24 protein-coding genes are annotated in these 22,702 nt (G+C 45.5%); 9 read left to right on the top strand and 15 right to left on the bottom strand.

The features are described 5' to 3' along the window. Nucleotides 1-109: 109 nt before the first annotated feature. A complete protein-coding gene (locus tag FOT42_RS15395) occupies nucleotides 110-1,117 on the bottom strand; it encodes a 3-oxoacyl-ACP synthase III family protein (RefSeq protein ID WP_151891414.1) in 1,008 nt (335 codons plus the stop codon). A gap of 146 nt (nucleotides 1,118-1,263) precedes the next feature. Here FOT42_RS15395 and FOT42_RS15390 point away from each other — a divergent pair, with 146 nt between their 5' ends. Next, complete coding sequence (locus FOT42_RS15390) at nucleotides 1,264-3,714, top strand: alpha/beta hydrolase family protein (RefSeq protein ID WP_151891413.1); 2,451 nt, start codon at nucleotides 1,264-1,266, stop codon at nucleotides 3,712-3,714. A gap of 70 nt (nucleotides 3,715-3,784) precedes the next feature. Here the strand turns inward: FOT42_RS15390 and FOT42_RS15385 are convergent, their stop codons facing one another. Together FOT42_RS15385 and FOT42_RS15380 are read right to left on the bottom strand one after the other, a co-directional pair. Next, nucleotides 3,785-5,095 (bottom strand): ABC1 kinase family protein, encoded by a 1,311-nt coding sequence (locus FOT42_RS15385; protein WP_151891412.1) that lies wholly within the window; start codon nucleotides 5,093-5,095, stop codon nucleotides 3,785-3,787. Nucleotides 5,096-5,101: 6 nt separating this feature from the next. Continuing rightward, on the bottom strand, nucleotides 5,102-5,758 hold the full coding sequence (locus tag FOT42_RS15380) for a TetR family transcriptional regulator C-terminal domain-containing protein (protein ID WP_151891411.1): 657 nt from the start codon (nucleotides 5,756-5,758) through the stop codon (nucleotides 5,102-5,104). Nucleotides 5,759-6,074: 316 nt separating this feature from the next. Between FOT42_RS15380 and htpG the strand changes: the two genes are divergently transcribed. From htpG to FOT42_RS15365, 3 genes are all read left to right on the top strand, one after another. Then, the gene (gene htpG, locus FOT42_RS15375; RefSeq protein WP_151891410.1) at nucleotides 6,075-7,961 is read left to right on the top strand and encodes a molecular chaperone HtpG; all 1,887 of its coding nucleotides are present in this window, start codon (nucleotides 6,075-6,077) and stop codon (nucleotides 7,959-7,961) included. 98 nt (nucleotides 7,962-8,059) lie between these two features. Further along, nucleotides 8,060-9,397 carry a hypothetical protein gene (locus FOT42_RS15370; protein WP_151891409.1) on the top strand — a complete coding sequence of 446 codons (1,338 nt, stop codon included), beginning with the start codon at nucleotides 8,060-8,062 and terminating at the stop codon, nucleotides 9,395-9,397. Nucleotides 9,398-9,400: 3 nt separating this feature from the next. Further along, complete coding sequence (locus tag FOT42_RS15365) at nucleotides 9,401-9,754, top strand: DoxX family protein (protein ID WP_151891408.1); 354 nt, start codon at nucleotides 9,401-9,403, stop codon at nucleotides 9,752-9,754. Here the strand turns inward: FOT42_RS15365 and FOT42_RS15360 are convergent. Together FOT42_RS15360 and FOT42_RS15355 are read right to left on the bottom strand one after the other, a co-directional pair. Continuing rightward, nucleotides 9,746-10,162 (bottom strand): hypothetical protein, encoded by a 417-nt coding sequence (locus FOT42_RS15360; RefSeq protein ID WP_151891407.1) that lies wholly within the window; start codon nucleotides 10,160-10,162, stop codon nucleotides 9,746-9,748. The genes FOT42_RS15365 and FOT42_RS15360 overlap by 9 nt on opposite strands. After that, nucleotides 10,155-10,733, bottom strand: coding sequence for an RNA polymerase sigma factor (locus FOT42_RS15355; RefSeq protein ID WP_151891406.1), 579 nt, complete (start codon nucleotides 10,731-10,733; stop codon nucleotides 10,155-10,157). Before FOT42_RS15355 ends, FOT42_RS15360 begins: the two co-directional genes overlap by 8 nt. 134 nt (nucleotides 10,734-10,867) lie before the next feature. Between FOT42_RS15355 and FOT42_RS15350 the strand changes: the two genes are divergently transcribed. Continuing rightward, entirely contained in the window at nucleotides 10,868-11,218 is a 351-nt protein-coding gene (locus tag FOT42_RS15350; RefSeq protein WP_151891405.1) for a DUF6249 domain-containing protein, read from the top strand. 67 nt (nucleotides 11,219-11,285) lie between these two features. Further along, nucleotides 11,286-11,918, top strand: a complete 633-nt coding sequence (locus FOT42_RS15345; RefSeq protein ID WP_151891404.1) for an MOSC domain-containing protein — start codon at nucleotides 11,286-11,288, stop codon at nucleotides 11,916-11,918. A gap of 50 nt (nucleotides 11,919-11,968) precedes the next feature. Here FOT42_RS15345 and FOT42_RS15340 read toward each other — a convergent pair whose 3' ends face one another. Further along, the gene (locus FOT42_RS15340; protein ID WP_151891403.1) at nucleotides 11,969-12,349 is read right to left on the bottom strand and encodes a hypothetical protein; all 381 of its coding nucleotides are present in this window, start codon (nucleotides 12,347-12,349) and stop codon (nucleotides 11,969-11,971) included. A gap of 212 nt (nucleotides 12,350-12,561) precedes the next feature. Between FOT42_RS15340 and FOT42_RS15335 the strand changes: the two genes are divergently transcribed. Continuing rightward, nucleotides 12,562-13,431, top strand: a complete 870-nt coding sequence (locus FOT42_RS15335; protein ID WP_151891402.1) for an AraC family transcriptional regulator — start codon at nucleotides 12,562-12,564, stop codon at nucleotides 13,429-13,431. Nucleotides 13,432-13,441: 10 nt separating this feature from the next. On the opposite strand, the gene FOT42_RS15330 is transcribed toward FOT42_RS15335, so the two are convergent. Together FOT42_RS15330 and FOT42_RS15325 are read right to left on the bottom strand one after the other, a co-directional pair. Further along, a complete protein-coding gene (locus FOT42_RS15330; RefSeq protein WP_151891401.1) occupies nucleotides 13,442-14,212 on the bottom strand; it encodes a S1/P1 nuclease in 771 nt (256 codons plus the stop codon). Nucleotides 14,213-14,457: 245 nt separating this feature from the next. Next, nucleotides 14,458-14,625 carry a lmo0937 family membrane protein gene (locus FOT42_RS15325; RefSeq protein ID WP_119619661.1) on the bottom strand — a complete coding sequence of 56 codons (168 nt, stop codon included), beginning with the start codon at nucleotides 14,623-14,625 and terminating at the stop codon, nucleotides 14,458-14,460. A gap of 171 nt (nucleotides 14,626-14,796) precedes the next feature. Between FOT42_RS15325 and FOT42_RS15320 the strand changes: the two genes are divergently transcribed. Both FOT42_RS15320 and FOT42_RS15315 read left to right on the top strand, forming a co-directional pair. Further along, entirely contained in the window at nucleotides 14,797-16,059 is a 1,263-nt protein-coding gene (locus tag FOT42_RS15320; RefSeq protein WP_151891400.1) for a DUF819 family protein, read from the top strand. Nucleotides 16,060-16,104: 45 nt separating this feature from the next. Beyond that, entirely contained in the window at nucleotides 16,105-16,803 is a 699-nt protein-coding gene (locus FOT42_RS15315; RefSeq protein ID WP_151891399.1) for a DUF4369 domain-containing protein, read from the top strand. Here the strand turns inward: FOT42_RS15315 and FOT42_RS15310 are convergent. Genes FOT42_RS15310 through FOT42_RS15280 form a run of 7 tightly spaced genes read right to left on the bottom strand, consistent with a single transcriptional unit; the run spans nucleotide 16,800 to nucleotide 22,443 of the window. Further along, the gene (locus FOT42_RS15310; RefSeq protein WP_151891398.1) at nucleotides 16,800-17,072 is read right to left on the bottom strand and encodes a hypothetical protein; all 273 of its coding nucleotides are present in this window, start codon (nucleotides 17,070-17,072) and stop codon (nucleotides 16,800-16,802) included. The two genes, FOT42_RS15315 and FOT42_RS15310, sit on opposite strands and share 4 nt — an antisense overlap. 25 nt (nucleotides 17,073-17,097) lie before the next feature. Next, on the bottom strand, nucleotides 17,098-18,066 hold the full coding sequence (locus tag FOT42_RS15305; protein ID WP_151891397.1) for a type I phosphomannose isomerase catalytic subunit: 969 nt from the start codon (nucleotides 18,064-18,066) through the stop codon (nucleotides 17,098-17,100). 1 nt (nucleotide 18,067) lies between these two features. Beyond that, the gene (locus tag FOT42_RS15300; RefSeq protein ID WP_151891396.1) at nucleotides 18,068-18,475 is read right to left on the bottom strand and encodes a 6-pyruvoyl trahydropterin synthase family protein; all 408 of its coding nucleotides are present in this window, start codon (nucleotides 18,473-18,475) and stop codon (nucleotides 18,068-18,070) included. Continuing rightward, the gene (gene idi, locus FOT42_RS15295; RefSeq protein WP_151891395.1) at nucleotides 18,472-19,005 is read right to left on the bottom strand and encodes an isopentenyl-diphosphate Delta-isomerase; all 534 of its coding nucleotides are present in this window, start codon (nucleotides 19,003-19,005) and stop codon (nucleotides 18,472-18,474) included. Before idi ends, FOT42_RS15300 begins: the two co-directional genes overlap by 4 nt. A gap of 57 nt (nucleotides 19,006-19,062) precedes the next feature. Further along, nucleotides 19,063-19,992 carry a PorP/SprF family type IX secretion system membrane protein gene (locus FOT42_RS15290; RefSeq protein ID WP_226789917.1) on the bottom strand — a complete coding sequence of 310 codons (930 nt, stop codon included), beginning with the start codon at nucleotides 19,990-19,992 and terminating at the stop codon, nucleotides 19,063-19,065. A 32-nt stretch (nucleotides 19,993-20,024) separates the two neighbouring features. Further along, the gene (locus tag FOT42_RS15285) at nucleotides 20,025-22,043 is read right to left on the bottom strand and encodes a T9SS type B sorting domain-containing protein (protein WP_417938431.1); all 2,019 of its coding nucleotides are present in this window, start codon (nucleotides 22,041-22,043) and stop codon (nucleotides 20,025-20,027) included. 22 nt (nucleotides 22,044-22,065) lie between these two features. Next, nucleotides 22,066-22,443, bottom strand: a complete 378-nt coding sequence (locus tag FOT42_RS15280; protein WP_151891393.1) for a hypothetical protein — start codon at nucleotides 22,441-22,443, stop codon at nucleotides 22,066-22,068. Nucleotides 22,444-22,702: the final 259 nt, after the last annotated feature.

The raw sequence follows: 22,702 nt of genomic DNA, 5'->3' as shown, positions 1-22,702 counted from the left end.
ATGGTCCTTGCCAGAGTGTTGGTTGGTTAGTCTTTCAAGGGCATCAATAAAGAACCCCGATCTCCAAAAGAGATCGGGGTTTGTTATTTAAGTCGTTTTTGTAGTTTGGTTACCACCTGATAATAACACTGCCCCAAGTAAAGCCACTGCCAAAGGCTGCCAATACCACCAGATCACCTTCCTTGATCTTTCCGGCCTCCCAGGCCTCGGTCAAAGCGATGGGAATGGATGCTGCCGTGGTGTTCCCATATTTCATGATGTTGTTGAACACCTGATCGTCCGACAGTCCAAATTTCTTCTGGATGAATTGGGATATCCTGAGATTGGCCTGATGGGGGATCAACATATCGATATCCGTTGGGGTCAAATTATTGGTCTGCAAACCTTCCATGATCACCTCACTGAAACGCACTACGGCATTTTTGAAGACAAACTGCCCGTTCATATAGGGAAAATAGGATGTATCCTCTGGGTCGGCATCGCCAATGATGTCCGTGACCCATCGTTTTCCCATTCCGGGAGCAATGAGGGAAAGTTCTTCGGCATGTTCGCCTTCCGAATGCAAGTGAGTGGAAAGAACCCCTTTCTTGGGATCTTCTTCGCGGGTCATCACGGCCGCACCTGCACCATCTCCAAAAATCACAGATACCCCTCTGCCCCTAGTGGTCATGTCCAGACCATGGGAATGCAATTCGGAACCGATGACCAGAACATTCTTGTACATCCCACTTTTGATGTACTGATCGGCCACCGAAACCCCGTACACAAAACCCGAGCATTGGTTGCGGATATCAAGGGCGCCCACGGTCTTGAGCCCCAAATCCCGTTGGACCAATACCCCTGGGCCTGGAAAGTAATAGTCCGGACTCAATGTGGCAAAAACAATGAAATCTATGTCATTCTTATCTATTCCGGCCCGTTCTATTGCCTTTTGGGCCGCCTTGACCCCCATGGAGGTGGTGGTGTCCTCACCTTTGACCACATGGCGCCGTTCTCTGATCCCGGTACGTTCCTGTATCCACTCATCATTGGTGTCCATTATCTTGGAGAGGTCATCATTGGTGACCACGTTTTCAGGTACATAGAAACCCAATCCTGCAATCTTGGAATTATACATGTGAAAAAATTTAAGTCAAAAAGATAGTTACAAATTGAAAATTAGCAAATATTCATGCCAAATGTTCAAAAGTCAGCCAAAATAATACTTTTAAAAAATTGTACATTTAAAGATTCATCAAATTCTTAACCCTTAAAAAAATCATCATGAGAAAACACTACCTGGTTTTTCTGGCGTTGCTCGCTTTCGGTTGGGGACAATCGCAAGAGAAACTGACCTATCAACAACCACCTGAAGAAATACTGGAACTGGTCAATGCCCCTACGGCACCCAGTGTCCTGATTGCCGACGATGGCGAACATATGTTGCTGCTCTACAGCGATTACTACAAGACGATAGCCGAACTTTCAGAAACAGAACTTCGCCTGGCAGGTCTTCGGATCAACCCAAAAACCAACATCGGCAGCCGTACCAATTATTACAACAACATCGTGGTGAAAAAAATTGGGGAGAAAGATGGAATCCAAGTGGAAGGTCTGCCTCAAAATCCAAGATTGGCCAATTTCAACTGGTCACCGGACCAATCCAAAATGGCCTTTACCCACACTACTTCGGAAGGCGTGGAGGTGATGGTGCTGGATGTGGAAACCGCCAAAGCGACCAAACTTACCGATGCGAATGTGAATGCCAATATGAGGGATGTGATCAATTGGTTCAAGGATGGGGAATCCATTTTGGTCAAAATGTTGCCGGGTGACCGGAAACCATTGATCGATGTGAGCGAAGCCGTTCCGGATGGCCCTACCATTTCCGCGAACGATGGCAAAAAAGCCCAGAACAGGACCTATCAGGATCTGTTGAAGAACCCCAATGACGAATTCAATTTTGAGCAATTGGCACGATCCGAACTTTACAAAGTAAAATTGGATGGAAGCAAGACCAAATGGAAAGAAACGGACATGTACACCAGCATCAGCTTTTCACCGGATGGCAGTTATGTAATGACAGTGACCCTGGACAAGCCTTTTTCCTATTTGGTGCCCTATTACAGGTTTCCGAACACCACGAACATTTTTGACAAGGATGGCAAGTTGGTAAAGAAAATGCTGGAAATACCCCTTATTGAGGACCTGCCCCAAGGTTTTATGGCCGAAAGGACGGGCATGCGCGACCTCAGCTGGAGAAACGACAAGCCTGCAACCTTGGTCTATGTGGAGGCATTGGATGGTGGGGACCCCCAAAATGAGGTTCCTTACCGTGACGAGGTTTTTGAACTGGAAGCACCTTTCAATGGGCAAGGAAAATCTATTTTAAAAACAAAGAACAGGTTCTCCTGGATCCAATGGGGCAACGATGATATTGCCATTGCCCATGACCGTTGGTGGAACGATCGGAACACCAAAACTTATCTTTTTGACCCTTCCAACCCAGAAAAACAACCCAAGGTCATTTCGGACAGAAACTATCAGGATGTGTATAGCAACCCCGGGAACTTCATCACCAAGAGGAATGAAAATGGAAGTTGGGTGCTCTCCCTCGATAAAAACAACAACGCTTATCTTTTGGGAGATGGGTATACGGAGGAGGGCCAATTTCCCTTTTTGGAAAAAATGGACCTGAACACCTTGAAAAAGACCCGCTTGTACACTTCCAAGTTGGAAAACAAGTTGGAGCGCCTCATTGAATACAATCCAGAGAATGACCAATTATTGGTCCGTATCGAATCGCCCAGCGAATACCCCAATTATTATTACAAAAGTGTGATCAGAAGAAAAGGCCCCATGCAGCTCACCGCTTTTGAAAATCCTTACCAAAGCATCCAAAATGTGCACAAGGAAGTCATTACCTATAAAAGGGACGATGGCTTGGAACTGACCGGCACGCTATACCTTCCTGTGGGCTATGATATGCAGAAAAAAGAAAAAATGCCCATGATCCTTTGGGCCTATCCCAGGGAATTCAAGGACAAGAACAGTGCCTCGCAGAACACACAGAACCCGAATGAATTTACCTATCCCTACTGGGGCTCGCCCATTTATTGGGTGACCCGCGGCTATGTGGTCTTGGATGATGCCTCCTTCCCAATCATCGGTGAAGGCGACGAGCAACCCAACGATACGTTTAGGAGCCAATTGGTGGCCAATGCCAAAGCTGCGATAGATGCATTGGACGCGATGGGATATATTGATACGGATCGTGTTGCCGTTGGCGGACATAGCTACGGTGCCTTTATGGTGGCCAACCTGCTATCCCACTCCGATCTTTTTGCAGCAGGGATTGCACGAAGTGGTGCCTACAACAGGACCCTGACCCCGTTTGGGTTCCAGAGTGAGGAACGGAATTATTGGGAAGCCCCCGAAGTATACTATACCATGTCCCCTTTTATGCATGCCGAAAAAATGAAGACGCCCTTACTTCTCGTCCATGGTGAGGCGGACAACAACTCCGGCACCTACCCCATGCAGAGTGAACGTTATTTCAATGCATTGAAAGGACTGGGTGCTACCGTCCGATTGGTGATGCTGCCCAAGGAAAGCCATGGCTACAGGGCCAAGGAAAGCATTCTGCACCTTTTGTGGGAGCAGGACCAATGGCTGGAAAAGTACGTGAAGCAAAAGCAGGAAATGAACAGTGACAACATTTCCGGGTCAAATTAAGATTGGCCCAATCCACTTGAAAGCATCCTAAGCCAATAGGTTTAGGATGCTTTTTTTATGACAAGTTGAATCAATTCATCTGTGTGGCAAAATTGCCCACACGCACCTTGGCCTTCAAATCGTGGAGCAGATTGTACAGTCCAAAAAAGGTTCGGTTGATGTACAAAAAGTGCTTGGAGCCACGGTTTCCGTTCATTTTTCGAATCTGTTCATCCTTGGAGTAGCGTTCACTCAAATCGGCAATCCTCGACCAAAAAACATCATCCCCGAAATCAAATTCCGCTTTGTGAAAAGGTGATGTGAATATACTGAGCATTTCCTTGAACAGTTCCGTAAAAAAGGTAAGTTCCTCCTTCGTGTCGGTAGGGGTCAGTATTTCCAGTTCGTACAACTTCTGCATGAAGACTTCATCATCATTGATGTTCTCTTCTTTGGCCAGTTCAAAATATGGGACATAAAACTCTTCGGGTATTTCCTTGATGCAACCAAAATCTATGGCAATGAGTTTTCCCTTGGGGCTGACCAAAAAATTTCCTGGATGGGGGTCTGCATGTACTTTTCTGAGCTGATGGATCTGGAACATGTAAAAATCCCACAATGCCTGCCCCAATCTATTGCCCAGTTCGGAACCAAATTCCGTTTGGACAAACTCTCCCAGATGGATGCCCTTCATCCAATCCATGGTCAATATCCGTTCGCTGGAAAGTTCGGGATAATACTCCGGGAATTCCATGTTTGGAATGACTGCACAGGCCTTGGTGATTTCAGTACTTTGTTGGAGTTCCAAAATATAATCGGTCTCCTCCATCAGTTTGTGCTCCACCTCCTTGAAATATTTTTCAGAGTCTTTCCCTTTCAAGTTGAACATTTTGATGGCCACGGGCTTTACCAATGCCAAATCACTACTTATACTTTCTGCCACACCGGGATATTGGATCTTTACCGCCAACTGTTTACCATCTTTGGTGGCCTTATGGACTTGGCCAATACTGGCAGCATTGATGGAATCCTTTTCAAAAGTGTCAAAGATGTCCTCGGGGTATTTTCCCAAGTATTTTTTGAAGGTCTTGCGCACCAATGGCGCAGAGAGTGGAGGTACGGAAAATTGCGAAAGGGAAAACTTTTCCACATAGGCACGGGGCAATAGGTTCTTCTCCATGCTGAGCATTTGGGCAACCTTGAGTGCGCTTCCCTTCAGGCTTTTGAGCCCATCATAAATGTCCTCCGCATTGTCCCTATCCAATTCTTCTTTGGAAGTTTCCGGGTCGACCAGTTTTTTGCCATAATATTTGACGTAGTTTCCCCCGATCTTTACCCCGGTACTGACCAATTTCCCGGCGCGTTCCATCTTCCCCGTAGGTATCCTGTCCAATGTTTTCATAGGCGACTACACAAACTTTTCCTTATATAGGAACTTTCCAAGGTCGATTATTTTCTCCAATGAGGTGTTTTCAAAAATCTGGAAAATGGTGGTCACCGATTTTTCTATGGCGATATCCGTTTTCTCAAAACCAGGGGAACCATCCTCCATCCAAAATTTTAGGAGGAACAAAAATTGCAACCAAGCCCCTTCCGAGAAAAGTGGCGCATTGTGCTGTAAGATTTTCAGGTTCTTTTCACTGTTCTTCTCCTCGATGAGTCCTGAAGCAAAATTTTTGAACTGCTTCCGAAGACCTTTTAGTTGGGAGAGATTTTCAATGGGATTCTTATGCGCCTTTAGAACAAATAGGACATAACTCCTGTTCAACCCCAAGTTTTCAAAAAAGGTAAAGAAAAAAGTGAGCATCTTTTCTTCATTGGACATTGCGTTGAACTGTTTGTTCTTTTGCAGAAGTCCAATGGTGTTTTCAAAAAATCGATTCCAAATGCATACTTGTAGGGCCTCAAATGAGCCAAAAAAAGTATAGAACTCCTCTTCCTTTATCTTATGGTCCTTACAAAACTTATAGATCGTCCCTGGGACTTTTTCATATTCCAAGACATGATCCATGTACAGGGCAATCAATTTGTCCGCCGTGATTACTGTTTTGGTCGTCTTTGCCATTTTACCGAAAATTAAATTTTGTGTGTTGGGCTGTCCGGTGGAACCACTTAAAGAAAATGCACTTTCAGGCGAAAGTGCATTTTCCACAACCTAACCAATAAATAAACAAATTGTTATAGTAAAACTATCTCATAGCAATCTTTCCTATAACACTGTAAATATACCTATATTGTTTAATTTTTAATCAAAAAGAATAAACAAAATTTTGTTAAAGTTGAAATTTGCCATTCTCGACAAGGGGCAAATGTCAGTTTGTCAGATTTGGGGTTCTGGTATTTTTTTTGACTGAAAGGGATAAAGACAAAAAATAAAAACGATGGCTACAGGTAAAATCAATGTTTCGGTAGAGAACATTTTTCCCTTGATCAAAAAGTTTCTGTACAGTGACCACGAAATCTTTCTAAGGGAGCTTATTTCCAACGCTACGGATGCAACCTTAAAACTAAAACACTTGACCTCAATCGGCGAAGCCAAGGTGGAATATGGAAACCCTATCATAGAGGTGAAAGTGGACAAGGACCAAAAACGCATCCATATTATTGACCAAGGTATCGGGATGACCGAGGACGAGGTCAAAAAATACATTAACGAAGTTGCTTTCTCGGGTGCCGAGGAATTCTTGGACAAATACAAGGACGCTGGCAAGGAAGCAGGCATCATAGGTCATTTTGGTCTTGGTTTCTATTCCGCTTTCATGGTGGCCGAAAAGGTGGAGATCATCACCAAGAGCTTCAAGGACGAACCGGCCGTACATTGGATCTGCGACGGATCGCCCGAATTTACCTTGGAAAGTGCCGATAAAAAGGAACGAGGAACGGAGATCATTCTCCATGTGGCCGATGATTCCACAGAGTTTTTGGAAGATTCCAAAATCCGTGGACTTCTGGTGAAGTACAACAAGTTCATGCCCATCCCGATCAAATTCGGCACCAAAAAAGAGACCCTGCCCAAACCGGAAGGGGCCAAGGAAGACGAACCGGCCCCGACCCAAGAGGTGGACAACATCATCAACAATCCAGAACCGGCCTGGACCAAACAGCCTACCGACCTGAAGGACGAAGATTATAAGAGTTTTTACAGGGAACTCTACCCTATGCAGTTCGAGGAACCGCTTTTCCACATCCATCTCAACGTGGACTATCCCTTCAACCTGACGGGTATCCTATACTTTCCGAAATTGAGCAACGACCTCAACATCCAAAAGGACAGGATACAATTGTACCAAAACCAAGTGTTCGTAACGGACAATGTGGAAGGTATAGTCCCAGAGTTCCTGACCATGCTCCGCGGGGTAATCGATTCGCCCGATATTCCATTGAACGTGTCCAGGTCCTATCTTCAGGCAGATGGCGCGGTGAAGAAAATTTCATCCTACATCACCCGAAAGGTTGCAGACAAATTGAGTTCCCTCTTCAAGAACAACCGGGAGGATTTTGAGCAAAAGTGGAACGATATCAAAGTGGTGATCGAGTACGGAATGCTCACCGAGGAGAAATTCTTTGAGAAAGCTGAAAAATTTGCCCTGTTCCCCACCGTGGATGGATCCTATCACACCTTCGAGGAACTGGAGGCCAAGATCAAGGATACCCAAACTGATAAGGACGGCACGCTGGTGGTACTCTATGCTTCGGACAAAGAGGCACAGCACAGCTACATCGAGGCGGCCAAGACCAAGGGCTATGAGGTGCTTTTGATGGATTCGCCCATTGTTCCGCACCTTTTGCAAAAATTGGAGACCTCCAAGGAGAAGGTTTCTTTTGTTCGAGTGGATGCTGACCACATCGATAACCTCATCAAAAAAGAGGACACGGCCATTTCCAAACTTTCCGATGAGGAAAAAGACCAGTTGAAGACCAGTCTGGAAAACGCCATTGCTGACAAGGGCTACACCATCCAATTGGAGGCCATGGACAGTACCGCATCCCCTTTCATCATCACGGAGCCCGAATTTATGCGAAGAATGAAGGAAATGCAGCGCACTGGTGGCGGTGGCATGTTCGGAATGGGCAATATGCCCGATATGTACAACCTCATAGTGAACACCAACCATGAGCTGGTGGGCGAGATCTTGAACACCAAGACGGACAAAAAGCGGGAGCGGTTGATCAACCAATCCTTGGATTTGGCCCGATTGTCCAAGGGATTGCTAAAAGGTGAGGAACTGACCAAATTCATTGCCCGTAGCTACGAGATGATCAAGTAGCACATCTACTTTGATTTCCAATTGATACAAAACCGCTCATTTTGAGCGGTTTTTCGTTTTAATGACTATATTGGTTCCAACAATCAATCGACCAAACCGTGGACCATAACGACTACAAGAGTCCGTCCTTCAAAAAATTGTTGGATTCCCTTCAACAGCAAAGCTGGGAATTGGAACTCATCATTTCCGGATTCTCCATTTTTGGACTGTTCACGGCCTACGAACCGCTTCGTATAGAGATGGTCAATGCCGAGAACGAACAACACATCTATCGGTTTGTTGCCTATTTCATCCTGCACATTGCAAGTTCCATACTCCTGTTCAACTTGTTGCTGCATGTCATCCTTAGGGGATTATGGATCGGTGCCCTCGGGCTTCGGTATGTGTCGGGTGACATTGAGTTCGAAAAACTGAGGTATTCCGAACTGTTCACCAACTACCTGAAGAAGAGGATTGTTTCCTTTGACCGATATATCGCCAATCTGGAGAACTATTGTAGTGTGCTCTTTGCCATTTCCTTTTTGCTGATCTTCTATGTGCTGGCCATGACCATGATCATCATTTCGATTGTAGTGGTGGCCACTTTCATCATTCAGGGCGAATGGTTGCCGGAACAGTTGGGAAGCATTGTGGGTTCCATCCTCATTGTGTTCATCATCGTGGGAATGTTCCTCACCTTTATCGATTTTTTGACCCAAGGACTGCTCAAACGGAACAAGTGGGTATCCAAAATCTATTTTCCCATCTATTGGGTATTCAGTTTTTTGACCCTCTCATTTCTGTATAGACCTTTGGTCTATAATTTTCTGGACCATCGTTTTGGCAAGCGGTTGACCCTCTTTTTGGCACCGATATATATTCTGATATTGGTCATCACCAGTTTGGAGTACCGCCATTCCAACTATCTGGAAAAAGACTTGAACTCATCCGGCACTTTTGCCAATAAGGAGAATTATGGGGACATGCTGATCGATGATGGGGATTTTCCGGGTACCATGATCATTCCTTCCAAAGTGACCACCAAATCCTACTTGAACATTTTTGTCCCGTTCTCGGAACATATCGAGGAGCGTATCTTTATTTTCAATGATTCGCTCAAACCCAAAAAAGACAGAAGGGGCCTTAGCTCGAACATCCAGATCACTACCAACTGGAGTGATGAAATCACCACGAAACAACAAAAGGACAGTATCCGAAAAATATACTTGAGGACCTTCAACGATGTCTATTCTTTCGAAATAGATACCTTGCAAATGGATGGGGATTTCATCCTGACCACGGGTCTCAACAATGTTCTTGGGTTTGAGACCTTCCTCAAAATATCGGACCTGGAAGAGGGCAAACACCTCCTCAAACTCAAAAGGAAACGAAAAGATAAGGGCGAGATTGTCACCTTGACGGAGTCTGTGGTCCCTTTTTGGAAATTTAAGGATTGATCTATGGCACCATGGCACCTTTACTTGATGGCAGGCCTGTACATTCTTGCGGGCACCATGCACTTCATTAAACCGAAGATATACCTGCGCATCATGCCAAGATACCTCCCTTACCACAAGTTGTTGGTGTTCTTGAGCGGGATGGCCGAAATTATTTTGGGAATCGGTCTATGCTTTGAGGCAACACAAAAACTCAGCGCTTTTGGCATCATTTTGATGCTTGCTGTTTTTCTGCCCGTCCATTTTTACATGCTCTCCAATGAAAAGGCCGCAGCAGGTCTGCCCAAATGGGCCTTGGTCCTTAGAATACCCTTACAGTTCGCATTGATGTACTGGGCCTACTCCTACTCACTCTAGCATCACGTTGCGGTCCAGTTGTTTCTTCAACAAGGGCACCTGTACAAAGAACAACAGCCCAAAGAGCAATACGGCATACATCAAAATTTTGGATGAGGTATAATTTTCCAACCAGCCCCAAATGTTGTCAAAAACAGGTTCCACGGATACGTTTCCGAACCATCCGCCATCACTTTCCAGACCGTATTGGGCAATGAGATAGAAAGTCAAGGTCAACAATCCAATAAAAAGAAGGACGAGTACTTGCCTGGGCACTATGGGTTTATATTGATATACCTCTTTGTGTTGTGTGGCTTCTATGCGTTGCACAAGGTTCTTGGTAAAGTCCGCGGAGGGCGACTCCAAAGGAGCTTCTGCCATGATCTTGTCCACAAATGCTTCCAATTCTTTTTCTTCGTGCTTATCCATTGCTTCCCACTGTTTCTTTGTCAAATTTATTTTCCATGATAGCAGCCAGTTTCTTTCTGGCCCTGAACAATCTCACCTTGATGGTGTTCGCGGAAAGGTCCAATACCTTTTCCATTTCCAAGAGGTTCTTTTCCTCAAAATAAAAAAGCGTCAGGATGCTTGCATCCTCGGCCGGCAATGCTGCCAAACAGGAATTGATCAATACCGACCTCTCCTCCCGCACCATCCTGTCCAATGCATTGTCCATCACGGAAAATGCCGCGCTCTTCAAATGGTCCACTTCCACGCGCATCCGTTCCTTTTTGCTCTTTTTCAAGCGGTCCAAACAGGCGTTATAGGCTATCCTATAGATCCATGTGGACAATTTGGAATCTCCTTTAAAGGTACGCAAAGCTGTGAACACTTTGATAAAAACATCCTGTGATACTTCCTCTGCGTCTTCCCGATTGCCCAACATCCGTATGCACAAGGTATAGACCAGGTCCTTATGACCGTCCACCAAATCAGAGAACGCCACGGTGTTTCCGTTGCTTATTTTCTTGATCAGTTCTTTTTCGTTAGTGGTCAGCATTGCACATTGGACGACGAAACACGGGGTTGGGTTACACAGATTACATATTTTATAAAATTATGTAACCTGCATCTAAAACCTGTCGTCATACGATATGAAAAGCAAATAATTTTAATCATTAAAAACGAACTGTTATGGGATCTGAAGTAATTATCATACCTATTATTTTTGGGGTCATTTTTGCCATTGCCTACCTCTATTTTTCAACCAGGAACAAAGAGCGCCTTGCCTTGATAGAAAAAGGAGCGGACGCCAGTATTTTTGTCAAGGGCAGACGCGAGGGTGCAGCACCCTTCTGGAAAATCATCATCCTCAACATTTCATTATTGCTCATCGGTATTGGATTGGCCATTTTCGTGGCTTCCATCTTGGTGTACAATCTTGGGATGGATGATGAAGTAGCGTACCCCGGTACCATCTTCACTTTGGCGGGCGTGGGGCTTTTGGTAGGTTTTACCATGACCAGGCGCTTGGAAAAGCAATAAGAAGGGCCCCATTAAAAACAAATGAAAGGACCACTGCCAAAAGCAGTGGTTTTTTTATCTTGGTAGGATGAAAATCATCTCTACCAACATAGGCCGCCCGACCCAAATAACTTGGAACGGCAAGGAAACCACTACGGGCATCTACAAATTTCCGGTACAGGAACCGCTGTTTCTGGATGTGGAAGAAGTTAAGGGCGATACCGTTGCCGACAGAAAGGTACATGGAGGGGAATACAAGGCATGCTACCTCTTCGCTTCCGACCACTATCCGTACTGGCGGGAAAAATACCCCCATCTGGATTGGAACTGGGGCATGTTCGGCGAAAACCTGACCGTGGAAGGGCTGGACGAGTCCCAAATCAGGATAGGCAGCATCTATAGATTGGGGTCGGCACTGGTGCAGATCAGCCAACCTAGGGAACCTTGCTACAAATTGGGCATTCGGTTTGGTGACCAGAATATATTGAAAGCTTTTATAGACCACGGCTGGCCGGGTACCTATCTCCGTATTGTGGAAACCGGGAAAGTGTCCGTTGGTGATGGGATGGAACTGGTGGAAGAATCCAAAAACCCATTGACCACCCAACAATTTTACCAACTGCTCTTTGCCAAGGAAAAGGACAAAACACTTTTGCAGTGGGCCATAGACAATGAGGCTTTGCCTCCCGGAAAAAGGGAACGGTTAAAAAAGTGGGCATAAAAAAAGGGGGCCTTTCGACCCCCCGTGCACATAAAAATTAACTAAACAAACTATCTTACTTCCATAGTCTCTTTGTAGGTACCGTTTTTATCGGAGACTACGATGGTGTATTTATCTTCAAAAGCTTTCTCAAAGTTGAACGCCTTTTCCACAACAAGTTGACCGCTGATGGATTCGTTGTACACAAGCCTGTCCTGGCTGTCATACACCTTTAGGGTCACTTTGTCCTGTGAAATGTTCAAAAGGTTCATCATCACTTTCTGACCTTTTTTCACGAACACGGGGTCCAACTCTATATTGATAATGCTTTTCTCCACTTCGCTCTTGGCAGTTACTTTCTTACCAAAATCGGTTGCTGTTCCGTTAGCCAATCCCATGGCAGATACCAAAAGGACCGCTACTACTGTTAGGTTTTTTACTACTGCTTTCATAACACTTTGTTTTTTTAGGATGATGATACAAATGTATGGCGCAATATAGGACAGGAACACCACCATGTTTTCCAGTTTATATGCAATTTTAACATGGCGTGGATATTAACCTTTTATTAATGATAAAATAGCACATCTTTTTGGTAATTTTGCAGATAAGTGTTCGACCAACATCGATATACCTTTATAGTACAGAACAAAATTTGGCATACATGACCCAAAAACCTGCTTTTGAATCCATTGCACCTAGTTTTGGCCACTCGTTCACTTTTCAGAAGTTCAATGAAAGCAACGAGAACAAGAACAATGGCTGGCACTACCACCCTGAACTGGAGCTGGTGTATGTGAACGGGGGGTCTGGCAAACGCCAGATAGGCAGCCATGTTTCCTATTTTAGGAACGGAGACCTTATCCTTATCGGTTCCAACTTGCCCCACTGCGGGTTCACCGATAAGCTTACCGGTAACAAAAGTGAGACCTTGGTACAGATGAAGGCCGATTTTCTGGGCAGTGATTTTTTCAACATCCCGGAAATGAAGAACATCCAAAAATTGTTCGAAGTCGCCAAAGGCGGCATTGCCTTTTCGGGAAAGACCAAGATGAAGGTCGGTGAAAAAATGGAGATCTTGGAATACCAGACCGATTTCCAAAGGCTATTGTCCATCCTCAACATTTTGAACATCTTGGCCACTTCCAACGAAATGAATGTTTTGAACGCAGAAGGCTTTTCCCTGGAGACCGAGGTGAAGGACAACGATCGTATCAATATTGTGTTCAACCACGTGAAGGCCCATTTCAAAGAGGACATCAGTCTGGATGAAATTGCGGACATGGTGAGCATGACGGTCCCCTCATTCTGTAGGTACTTCAAAAAGATCACCAACAAAACCTTTACCCAGTTCGTGAACGAATACCGTTTGGTGCACGCTTCGAAACTATTGGCCGAACAGCCCATCAGCATCACCCAAGTATGTTATGACAGTGGTTTCAATAATTTTTCGCACTTCAACAAATCGTTCAAGGCATTTACCGGGCAGAACCCATCCGAGTACCGAAACCAGTTGAAGACCGTTCTATCCTAAAGGATAGTTTTCAATCAAATAGATCGTTGAGGACCTTCGCCAATCGCAATCCTCCTTTTTGGAGCTGTTGGAACAATAGGTCATTGTATTTATAAGAATACTGGTAGCCCAGTTTGTCACCCACTTTGACAGAATCGTAGAGTTCCGCGCAAATGTCGTGGGATTCGTCCACCCAATCGTAAATGGTGCCCTCCTGTATCTTTTTTCGTTCCTTTTTGGAAACATTGCCCAGTTCATCGGCCAACTCTGTAAAGGTCATCCCATAGGATTCGATAAGGTTCTTGTCCCAGATGCTGTGCAGGTTGGTCCCCTGCCCGAACCATTGCACCTGGATGTCATTGCCTCCCTTGTCCTCTGCCCTGCTCGCGTGCATGGGTTGGTGCAGATCTCCAATGAAATGGATCAACATCTTTAGATAGAACACACGGTCCTCCCTACTGTTCGCTTTATTCTTGATGATGGCCCTGCATTCCTCTATGGCTGTGATGATATCACCTTCCTCGCTTTTTTCAGAATCTATATAATTTATTCCCAAGGGATAGTTTACATAGTGCCATGGTGAAAACTTGTTATAGGCACGATCTGCCTTGATATCATCCGCAAAAGTCGATACAAAGGCAAGACTGTGCCCGTCCAATAGATCGGTCAATGCCCTTTTGGTCTTTCCAGTCAAGTGGCTCTGGGCAATCTCTCCCGTGACACGGTGTCCCGTTTTCCCCCAAATGGTGTTGCCAAAACCAATAATGGGCAACAAAAGCAATACGAATACGGTTTTTTTCATTTCCAGCTTCTCTTATATAATAAGGTATGATTCCTATGGCAATAGGTTTAGCTAAATTTCAGAATGTTTTATCGATGGGCAATCGAATTTGCAATTTTGGCTTTTTTTTAACTATGTCCAAATGTTCAGCAATAGGAATCGGCCCCAACTCAAATAAAAAAACAGCTGTCCCATACGGACAACTGTTCTTTATACTGTGTTTTTTCCTACCGGAAAAAAATCCAGATTTCCAGTCCTTGAAACAATTACAAGGGCTTACGTCCAGATATAATATTGTACAAGATGGCAATCACGGCAATCACCAACAGGATATGGATCAAATTACTGGTAGCCATACCAGCGACCACGCCAAAAAACCCCAATACCCAAATTATAATACAAATTACGGCAACTAACCAAAGTAAACTTCTCATGATGTTATGGTTTTTGTGTTATATCCTAAAAATAGGCAAAAAGCAGTCATGTTATTATTTCAAACGGTGGAATTGTTGACTCAATTTGATTTTAGCATCGTACATTATATGCATCAATAGGATGGACACCCCCTCCGAATTCCATATATTTGGGCAACTAGCTTAAAATCCATGGACCAACTACCGTTTACCGATGACACCGTCATCTTTGGGCTTCTCTGTCTTTGCCTCGGCTTTGTTTTTTATACCTCATCCATTGCCTCAGGTTTCTGGAGTAAGTTTTACACCATTGTGCCCACCGTACTCATGTGCTACCTGTTGCCCGCCATTTTGGCCAGTGTAGGCATTGTGGACGAAGCCTCTTCCCAAACCTATTTTGTGGCCAGCCGGTATCTGCTGCCTGCCGCACTGATCTTGATGACCCTGAGCATTGACCTCAAGGCCATCATGAACTTGGGATCCAAGGCCCTCATCATGTTTTTGACGGGAACCGCTGGTATCATCATTGGTGGCCCCATCGCTATATTGATCGTTTCCATTTTTTCCCCTGAGACCGTGGGCGGAAATGGATTTGATGCTGTTTGGAGGGGTCTGGCCACCATAGCCGGGAGTTGGATCGGCGGCGGTGCCAACCAGGCGGCCATGCTGGAAGTGTTCCAATACAACCAAGAGAATTATGGTGGCATGGTGCTCATAGACATTGTGGTGGCCAATCTCTGGATGGCCATTATCCTATTGGGCGTGGGCAAAACGAAACAGATAGACCGATGGCTCAAGGCGGACACATCTTCCATTGAAGAATTGAAACAAAAAGTATCCGCCCATACCGAAAAAATTGCAAGGGTCACCTCGCTCAAGGATCTCATCATGATGCTCTTTTATGCATTTACCGGGGTGGGCCTTGCCCATTTGTTGGGCTTCCATTTTGCCGATTTTTTGCAGAACAATTTCGAAGTGGTCCGAAATCCCCAGAAAATACTGTCCTCATTGGGTTCCGATTTCCTTTGGATGGTGGTCTTTGCCACGGCCATCGGCATAGGCCTGTCCTTTACCAAGGCCAAAAACTATGAAGGTGCGGGAGCCAGTAAGATCGGGGGTATGTTCATCTACATTCTCGTGGCCACCATCGGCATGAAAATGGACCTGGGCAAGGTACTCGATAACCCAGGGTTGATCGCCATTGGCCTTATCTGGATCACCATCCATGCCGGACTGTTGATCTTGGTGGCAAAGCTCATCAAGGCTCCGTTCTTTTTCTTGGCAGTGGGTAGTCAGGCCAATGTGGGCGGAGCAGCCTCCGCTCCTGTGGTGGCGGCCGAATTTCACCCATCCCTTACCTCTGTGGGCATCCTTTTGGCCGTTTTTGGCTATGTGGTGGGCACGGCAGGGGCCTATTTGTGCGCTTTGTTGATGGAAGTCGCTTCCAAAGTTTAGATTATTTCAGAAGTTTATGCATATTTGCCCTGCAAAAAATTTACAATGAAGCGGATATTCTTCGTATTGCTATTGGGAGCAATAATGGTTTCGTGTGAAAAGAACACGGAGAACACCATGGTGGTCAATGGAAACATCAAAGGTCTGAAAAAGGGGACCCTTTACCTGCAGCAGTTCCAAGATTCGACACTTGTGACCTTGGATTCGTTGGAAATCCAAGGGGATGGACAGTTTTCTTTCAATGAGGAAGTGGAAACCCCTGATATCTTCTATCTCTACCTGAAGAAAGAGGACAATAACGACATCAACGACCGCATCACCTTTTTTGGCGAGGCAGGAAATATCACCATCAACACCTCTTGGAACACATTCGACACCAACTCGGAAATAATGGGCTCCAAATCACATGAGAAATTGGTGGAGTTCTATGAGATGGCCTCCAAGTTCAACATCAAGGAACTGTCCTTGGCCCAACAGGCTTCGCTTCCCAAATTCCAAGAAGATTCATTGGCATTGGATTCACTCCAAGGGCTGATCAACCAAAATACCATAAGCAGGTACCGGTATGCCCTCAACTTTGGCCTGAACAATGGCAATTCCTTTGCCACCCCGTACATTATGATGACGGAGGCCAGTGAGGCCAATCCAAAATATCTGGATTCCATCTATAGAAACCTTTCCCCAGAAGTGGCATCATCCAAACACGGAAAGGCGTTCAAGGAATTTTTGGACAAAAAGGACTAGCCCGCCAGACTGTTGAACTGCTCCACCAATTCGGTGGCCTTTTCTTCCAACTCCTTGCGTATTTGGGTAAAGTGGGCCTTACGGTCCTCCACATTCTTTTGGTTCACCTTGTCCATCAACTCATCGTATATGGCAATGGCCTTGTCAATGATGACCGTCCCTTCTTCGGATTCCTTGTTGCCGGAACCGGCTTCCCAAATGTAAACCGCCTCTATGATGTCCCCAAGGACAAAATTGATGTCTTTCTTAAGATCGCGAATGCTTGGCATACTAGTGTTTTTTCAAATGTACTACTTAAATGGTAACTTCTAACAGTTTGGCCCCTTTGGCTTCAATTTCCACAAAGGTGCTGGATGCGGGAAGAAGGGCAGTTTCCCCTTTCTGAATGGTGGCACTGCCCCAATCATTGGTGATGGTCGCCCCACCCCCAACACACATATAAATGGTAAAGGAGTCCCTTTGGGAAAGATCCTGCTCCATATTTTTTGTCAGCTCCAAAAAATTGGTCTTGAAATACGGACAGTCCACCATATCGTTCACCGTGTCCTTGTCGTTGGGATACCCTACCTTGAAATCGTCCTTCTTTTCGTAATCAATGGCATCCACGGCCAGACCGGTGTGGAGTTCCCTTAGGTTCCCATCCTTGTCCTTTCGGTTGAAATCGAACACTCTGTAGGTCACATCCGAGGTCTGTTGGATCTCGGCCAACAGCACTCCGGCGCCTATGGCATGTATCTTTCCGGTGTTGATGAAAAACGTATCGCCCTCTTCCACCTCTTCATAATTCATAAGGTCCAAAAGGGTACCCTGCTCAAGGCTTTCGATGTATTCTGTCTTCTCCACATCCTTATTGAAGCCCACAATGAGCTTGGCCCCAGGGTCGGCGTCCATGATATACCACATTTCCGTTTTTCCAAAGGAGTTGTGCCTTTCCTTGGCCAACTTATCATTCGGGTGCAGCTGTATGGACAGATCCTGTTTGGCATCGATAAATTTGATGAGTATGGGAAATTCGTTTCCGAACCGTTCCACTACACTTTTACCCAGTACAGCTTCGGGTTGTTTCGAAATCAGGTCTTCAAGTGAAGTGCCCTCCAAAGGTCCGTTGGCCACTTCGGAAATATCCCCCTTGACCCCAGAAAGTTCCCAACTTTCCCCTGTTATGTCACTTTCTATTGGTTTTCCAAGTACTTCTTTCAGTTTTGTCCCTCCCCAAAGGCGTTCTTTAAGAATGGGGCGGAATTTTAAGGGGTATAAGTCCATTTTATCCGGAATAGGTTACAAAATTGCGAGGGGTCTCATACAGCACCACCTCCAATTCGTTCTCGTTTTCAATATGTGGCCGCAATCTGTTCCAAATGACCACGGCTATGTTTTCTGCGGTAGGGTTCAAGTCTTTGAACTCTGGCACATCCAAGTTGAGGTTCTTGTGATCTAGGGCATCTTCCACATGTTCCTTGATCAAATCTTTCAACACCTTCAAATCCATCACAAATCCAGTGGCTTGGTCTATCTCCCCGGTCACACTCACGATCAGGTCATAATTATGTCCATGGAACCTGGGATTGTTGCATTTGCCAAAAACGGCATTGTTCTTCTCCTCGTCCCAGTCCGGTCTGTACAACCTATGGGCCGCATTGAAACTGGCCTTTCTGCTTACTTTGACTTTCATTGCACAGGGATGTTCTTCATTAGATGGTCATAGAACCTTTCAAAGATGATCTTGAACCATTCGGTGTAGTGCTGAGGGTTTTGGGCCATGTCCTTTTTGATGTCGCTGGGCTGCATCCATTTCCAATCGGCCACTTCCTCCGGATTGATCTTGGGAGCATCATTGTAGAAACCTATCATCACATGGTCAAACTCATGCTCGGTCAGGCCATTATCGAACGGGGCCTTGTACACAAAGGAAAAGAGTTCCTCGAGATTGGCGGTAAAACCCATTTCTTCCATGAGCCTACGCTTTCCCGCTTCAATGTTTCCCTCACCTTCCCGTTGATGGCTACAGCAGGTATTGGTCCACAGCAATGGGGAGTGGTATTTGTCACTGGCACGTTGTTGCAGCATGGTCTCCCCTTTATCGTTCATGATAAAAACCGAAAATGCCCTATGCAAAAGGGCTTTTTCATGGGCTTCCATCTTGGGCATCAACCCAATGGGTTCATCATTTTCATTGACCAATATCACGTTTTCCTCTGTCATATGGTAAAAATATGACCTTTAGGGGAAAAACATCCGATCAGAGTATTTAAATTCTTGCTAAAAGAAACGTGGGGATTTCAGGTTTCCGATATTCCTGATGAAATCGTACCGTATGATGACCTCAAAGGAACCGTCGTTGAAGGTCGCTGCACCGAGTTCCGTTATTTCACGGTCATAGGCAAGACCGAGCATCAACTGGTCGGACAGCATGAAGCCAAAAAGTCCGCTGAACGCAGCGTCCCATCTGTAGGCCACCCCACCAATGAACTTTTCGTTCATCATGAAATTGGCCGAAAGATCGACCTGCAAAGGCGCCCCTTGAACAGCCTTGGTCAAAAGGGTGGGCTTGAACTTCAAAAAAGGGTTAAGGTCCCAAACGTAACCTGTAATGAGATACATATTGATCTGCTCCTTGGCCGTGGACACGGAGGATTCATCAAAATGGGAAGTCTCCAATATTCTGGGTGCGGACAGGCCAACATAGAATCTGTCCGTATGGTAATAGACACCTGCTCCTATGTTCGGGGAAAACTTATTTTGGATATCCTGTTGGGATTGCAACTGCGGATCCACTTCAAATTCGTCCAGTTCGGAATAACGGATATCCAACATGTGGGCACTGGCCTTTAGGCCAAAGCTCAACCTTCCTTCCCAAGAGGTTTGGATGGTATAGGAAAAGTCCACATCAAAATAGGTTTCAGAGGTGGGCCCTATCTTATCGTTCACAATGGAAAGACCCAATCCAACTCCACGATAGCCCATTGGGGTGTGGATATTGAGCGTCTGGGTCTCCGGGGCACCGTCCAGGCCCAACCATTGGTTCCTGTAGAGTGCCGCTATGCTCAAATGTCCGCGGGAACCTGCATAGGCAGGGTTCACGCTCACGGTATTGTACATGTATTGGGTGTACTGGGCATCTTGCTGTGCGTGGAGTGATGACATGATACAGATCATTAAAATCAGAAATAGCCATCCTGTTTTTCCCATAAAGATATTTTTGTCCGCCGTACCCATTTTCTTTATCTGTTTATATATATGTAGCCCGAAAGCTGTTTTGTGTTTCCTCCTTGATCTTCATAATCTATCACGTAGAAATAGGTGCCCACAGGGAGTTTATTGTCACTATCCACGGTGACCCTACCTTGTGAGGTTCCGTCAAACACATTTCCACTGGTGTTGTAGGACTTCGTCTGGAATACCATGACACCCCATCTATTGTATATCCTCACCGTGTTGTTCGGATAATTTTCAATTCCCTTGATGTTGAGCACATCGTGAATTCCGTCCCCATTGGGTGTTATCACATTGATCACATCAATTTCTTCGATTGTTGTTTCACCCAGATCGGGATCCAAATAATTTGGAGTACCATTTTCGTTGGAATCGTCGTTGGCATAATTTCCATCTCCGTTCAAGTCTTCGTCAATGGTCTCTATGCCATCGCCATCATCGTCCGAATCCCTGAAATCAGGAATACCATCTGAATCGGTATCAGGCAAGGCCGTGCTTGGATCGTCCATTTCGTCGTTCACATCGATGTCGATGACTGTTTCACCCTCAAAACCGTCATCCAGACCATCATTGTCCTTATCCGAACCTATGAACTCCACATCTGGAATACCATCATGGTCATGGTCATGTCCTTCTATGGCATCGGGCACATTATCATCATCACTATCAAGGTCAACATAATCCGGGATACCATCTTCATCTGAATCCACTGGGATCAAACCTATGCTTCCATCCACTTCGTAGGCATCGTCCAGACCGTTCCCGTTGGCATCCACCAAACTTGGGGGTATATAGGACGAGATGGACTGGGCTTCCACATTATCCGGAATACCATCATTGTCACTGTCGATGTCCAGATAATCCGGAATACCATCACCGTCGGTATCTGTTGGATTGGTGGATGGATCGTTGTCGTTATCCACATTAAGGTCTTCAAAACTATCCAATATACCATCTGCATCGCTATCCAAGATTTGTTGTGAAGTGACCACCACCGTAATCGTGGCCGTACCACAATTTCCATTGGTATCACAAACGGTATATTCAAAGGAATCCGTACCTGAATACCCTAGATTGGGCACATAGGTGATGTTGTCATCGGATGGATTCGCCGAAGTGCCATTATCGTTCAAGACAATGGTTCCATTGGAAGGGTTGGTAGCCGAAATGGAGCCCGAAGTGGGAATATCATTGTCATTGGCCCGCCAAGAAATGGTCACATCCACCCCTTGTTCTGTGGAGGTCACATCATCATTGACATCCAAAATTGGAAGTACATCAACTATCACTGTTGCCGTACTACAATCCCCAAAATTGTTGCAAATGGTGTAATCGAAGCTATCACTGCCGTTGTAATCCGCATTTGGAGAATAGGTAACCACATCGTCCGTTGGATCGTTAGGGGTTCCATTGTCATCAACATTCACAGTTCCATTGGTTGGGTCTGTGATGGTCAAGGTACCGGAAGTCGGCAAATCGGTATCATTATCAAATATGGGTACGACCACGGATTCGTCTTCGTTCACCACCACTACATCATCCAATAAATTGGCAGCTTGGCTCATGCACACCACGGTAAATCGTGGTAGCTCGCTGCTATTCCCAACTTTTGTGATGGTAGCCGTGTACCGCATTACACTTTGTGTACTGGTCACCGTGGGACGGGTCTGGTCGCCGCTCAGCGAAGGACTCCAACTTACAGTTGCACCAGAAGGTATGCTCGCTGAAATATCGAGCGTTACCTGATTGTTCGGAGCTTCACAATCCGTCAAAATAAAATATCCCGTAGCGTTGGAACCGCAAAGGGTTCCATCATAGGTTGCAAAATAAACCCCTGTTTGAGTAGCTTCATAAAATGAATTTGTTCCCAAGACTGTAGCGGGGTCGGATGCCTCATACCATCGGTAATTGTTCTCATCCCCTGTATTGGGTGCCTGGAGCAAAAACTGGGCATTTGCAAAGTTGATCCCCATGAACAGGATGAACAATCCAATGAATAAAGACGTATATGAGGTTTTTGGTTTCAAATCTGTGCGTCCGTATTGATTATTATTTTACGACAAAAACCACGTTGATCAATGCATTGTAATCCGATGGCTGTGCATCAATCTTATAAGTAAGGTTACCATTTGCATCAATCGCCATGGCACTTATGTCAAATACCGTTGGATCAGCATAAGTCACATAATAATACAATTCGGAACGACTATAGGTAGGAATCGTTGCTGGAGCACCGGTGCTACCCACTGCTGGAGAACCATATTGATCAATATATTCTTGGTAAAGGTCAAGATTGAAAGTACCGTTTGTTGAAGCATCAATAGCGATGGAAGGCGGATAGAAAATTCGTGCGGCTTTGGCCGTGATCGGGGCAATAGCTTGAATCACTTCTTCTACCGTATCCTCTGCTGTTCCATCTCCATTCACGTCCACAGGGTTGTCAGAATCAACTTCTGAAGCTGTTTGATCTATATTGATGTTTNTTGGTAGGGTCCGTCACATTGGTGATCGAGGTCCCCGCGCTGTTGCCCTCGGCAAGTACCTCAGACAAGGTCTGGTCGTCACTGCCCAAATTGGCCAATGGTACCTGAAGGGTCCCGTTGCTGTCCTCTATCTCTAGGTTGGTCCCAATTACCTCGAAGCGGGTGTTCACCTCATTGGTGATGCTCCCGTCCACTTCCGTGAA

Source organism: Flagellimonas hadalis (assembly GCF_007785775.2).
GTDB classification, from domain to species: Bacteria; Bacteroidota; Bacteroidia; order Flavobacteriales; family Flavobacteriaceae; genus Flagellimonas; species Flagellimonas hadalis.
The sequence above is the reverse complement of the archived record's forward strand: the minus strand, read 5'-3'. Positions and strand labels throughout refer to the sequence as shown.